Genomic DNA, 3,269 nt, shown 5'->3' with positions numbered 1-3,269 from the left:
TTAAACAATGTAATGGAAGGGTTATATCGACTTGATAAGGATAATAAAGCAGCACCAGGGGTTGCTGAATCATATAAAAAGAGTGAAGATGGTAAAAAATATACATTCACATTAAATAAAAATTCGAAATGGTCAAATGGAGACCCTGTAACAGCGAAGGATTTCGTGTTTGCTTGGAAGCGTGCGGTAGATAAAAATACAGCAGCGGAATATGCGTACATTATGTTTGATTTAAAGAATGCAAAAGCAATTAATGAAGGAAAAGCAGAGCTTGATACGTTAGGAGTAAAAGCTGTAGATGACTACACATTAGAAGTAGAATTAGAAAATCCAGTTCCTTACTTTGTAGAGTTAACTTCATTCGGAACATTCTATCCGTTAAATGAAAAGTTTGTAAAAGAAAAAGGAGATAAATTCGGTTTAGAAGCAGATACAACGTTATACAACGGACCGTTTACATTAACAGACTGGAAACATGAACAAAGTTGGAAGCTAAAGAAAAATGCACAATACTGGGATAATAAAACAGTTAAGCTAGAAGAAATCAACTTTAACGTAGTAAAAGATAGCGGTACACGTGTCAACTTATATGAAAGTGGACAAATCGATCGTGCTGGACTGACATCTGAAATGGTTGACAAATATAAATCAAATCCAGACTTCTATACACAAAAAACACCATCAACGTTCTTCTTACGTTTAAACCAAAAACGTGGTGGGCAAGATACAGTATTAAAGAACAAAGATTTACGTTTAGCGATTGCAAAGGCTTATGATAAAAAGGGCTTAACAAATGTAATTTTAAATGATGGTTCTACACCAGCAGATTACTTAGTACCAAAAGAATTTGCGAAGAGTCCAGATGGAAAAGATTTCCGTAAAGATAACGGAGATATTTTAAAAACAGATGTGAAAAAAGCAAAAGAGCATTGGGAAAAAGCGAAAAAAGATCTTGGAAAAGAGCAAGTAACGATTGAGCTATTAAACTACGATAGCGATAATGCGAAAAAAGTAGGGGAGTTCTTAAAAGGAGAACTTGAGAAAAACTTACCAGGTTTAACAGTGAATTTGAAAAACCAGCCGTTTAAACAAAAATTAAAATTAGAATCAGATTTAGATTATGATTTATCTTACGCTGGTTGGGGCCCTGACTACTTAGATCCAATGACATTCATTGATATGTTCGTTACAGATGGTCCTCATAACCAAACAGGATATTCAAATCCTAAGTATGATGAAATTGTACAAAAAGGTAAAGGGGAGCTATTAACGAAAACGAAAGAGCGTTGGGATAGCTTACTGAAAGCGGAGAAAATGTTACTTGATGATGCTGTAATTGCACCATTATATCAACGTGGTGATGCTATCATTCAAAGAGCAAAAGTAAAAGGTATTGTTCACCATCCAGTTGGTGGAGATTACAGCTACAAATGGGCATATATTTCTGAAGATAAGTAAGAGAGAGGGCGCACGATGCGCCCTTTTTTTTATGCACTTTTCCTCCATCCCAGAATATATAAAATAAAAAAGGGAGAATCCCATGAAACGAAATACTTACATCGATTTCCTAGCTTATTACGGAATAGGTAGTGCTCATCCTGGAGGTTTTACGTTAACAAAACAATTGTTAGCACAACTACCTTTTAAATATGGAGCGAATGTCCTTGAGATAGGTTGCGGTACGGGGAAAACAGCGGCGTATATGACAAAAGAATGTGGCTATAAAGTAACGGCGGTTGAAAAGAATGAGATAATGGTTCAAAAGGCGAAAGATAGATGGTCATTTGAAGGGTTAGACATTCGATTAATTGAAGGAAATGTAGAGCAATTACCTTGTTTGCATGATTCATTTGAGTTTGTACTCGGAGAATCGATACTTGCTTTTACAGAGAAAGAAAGGGTTATTTCGGAGTGCTATCGTGTACTACAAAAAGACGGTAAGCTTGTTGTCATTGAAATGATTATTGATAGGCACATTGATAAGAATGAGGAAGAAAAAATCGCTCAATTATACGGGATGAAAGAATTATTAACTGAGAGTGAGTGGGTACAATTATTTCAGAAAGCAAACTTTAAGCGGATTACCGTTGCTGGCGGTGGTACAATTGCAGAAACGATCTCTGGCTATATAGAAGAGCCGGAATGGAATGTATCCCCGCATATTCCAAATGAATTATATGAGGCGTGGGTACAGCATGAAAATGTACGACTTATGTACCAACATATTTTAGGTCATCGTATTTTTATATGTGAAAAATAAATAAAAAGAGTTGGCTAAAGATAGTCAACTCTTTACTATGTTAAATGAAAAATAATGCAGCTAATGTAATTCCGAAGATGAAACCAAATCCGAGTTCAACGCCCCATCCACAACCGCCGCCTCCCCAGCCGCCGCAATTACCGCAACCACGACCGCCACATCCGCAGCCGCTGAATCCACCACCACAACCAAATCCACAGCTATCACATCTGCTAATGCCGCCGCAAAGATCACAGCCACCGTTTGCATAAGCGTCATAGTATCCAAATCCTGTATCAAAAGATGAGCGCTGTTGCACTGGTTCAATCCATACAGAGCTTTTTGTCACATCAATTATTTTACCTAAATGAATGCGACCATCACGATCTTCAATTCGAACGACCTTACCGAAATAACGTTGGCACGTATCGTAACATTTTTGTCTATGCATGTTCTTTCCTCCTTCCCCATTACAGTAATACGATATGTAAAGGGGACAAGTGCGGCTTGTACGAATGCCCTATCTATCATAATTGTTATAGGAAAGGGGAAATATAGGAGAAGGATATATAAGGAGGAAAAGGCAATGAAATCGACAGATCAGTTTCAGACATATGAAGTACCGTGGGAAGAATTTATTGAAGCGTTGCGAGAGGAAATGAAGAAGCAAGTAGGAGCAGATATTATTGATACAGTAGTTTGTAATTTAGAAGACGGTTTTGAAGTGTATACATATGTGCAAGGGGATTTGGATTTTGAATATAAGGAAGCGCTGGAAAGGAAATACGGGAGCGATGCAAAAACTCCTAACGTGTTAACGATTATGTTATTAGCTAGTATTTATAGTACAAGTGAAGAGAATTTACGATTACATGCGGATTATAAAGATAATCCGGTTGTTGAAGTGTATGTAAAGCAATAAAACACGCTGTGAAAGGCGTGTTTTTTAATTTTATGATAAAATGTTAGAAAATTAAGAAAGATGGTGATAGTTTGAAAATTAAACATCTTAATTTAACAGTTTCAGATG

Annotated in this window: 4 protein-coding genes; 3 read left to right on the top strand and 1 reads right to left on the bottom strand. The window is 36.6% G+C overall.

Annotated elements, in window-relative coordinates:
• Both KI369_RS19925 and KI369_RS19920 read left to right on the top strand, forming a co-directional pair.
• The coding region (locus KI369_RS19925) for a peptide ABC transporter substrate-binding protein (RefSeq protein WP_212957108.1) at positions 1-1,458 on the top strand (1,458 nt) is incomplete at its 5' end.
• A gap of 82 nt (positions 1,459-1,540) precedes the next feature.
• The gene (locus KI369_RS19920; protein ID WP_212957107.1) at positions 1,541-2,260 is read left to right on the top strand and encodes a class I SAM-dependent methyltransferase; all 720 of its coding nucleotides are present in this window, start codon (positions 1,541-1,543) and stop codon (positions 2,258-2,260) included.
• A gap of 40 nt (positions 2,261-2,300) precedes the next feature.
• Here KI369_RS19920 and KI369_RS19915 read toward each other — a convergent pair whose 3' ends face one another.
• On the bottom strand, positions 2,301-2,690 hold the full coding sequence (locus tag KI369_RS19915; RefSeq protein WP_088029326.1) for a hypothetical protein: 390 nt from the start codon (positions 2,688-2,690) through the stop codon (positions 2,301-2,303).
• Positions 2,691-2,825: 135 nt separating this feature from the next.
• On the opposite strand from KI369_RS19915, the gene KI369_RS19910 reads away from it, so the two are divergent.
• Positions 2,826-3,161, top strand: a complete 336-nt coding sequence (locus tag KI369_RS19910; protein ID WP_212957106.1) for a hypothetical protein — start codon at positions 2,826-2,828, stop codon at positions 3,159-3,161.
• Positions 3,162-3,269: the final 108 nt, after the last annotated feature.

Source organism: Bacillus sanguinis (genome assembly GCF_018332475.1).
GTDB lineage: Bacteria > Bacillota > Bacilli > Bacillales > Bacillaceae_G > Bacillus_A > Bacillus_A sanguinis.
The sequence above is the reverse complement of the archived record's forward strand: the minus strand, read 5'-3'. Positions and strand labels throughout refer to the sequence as shown.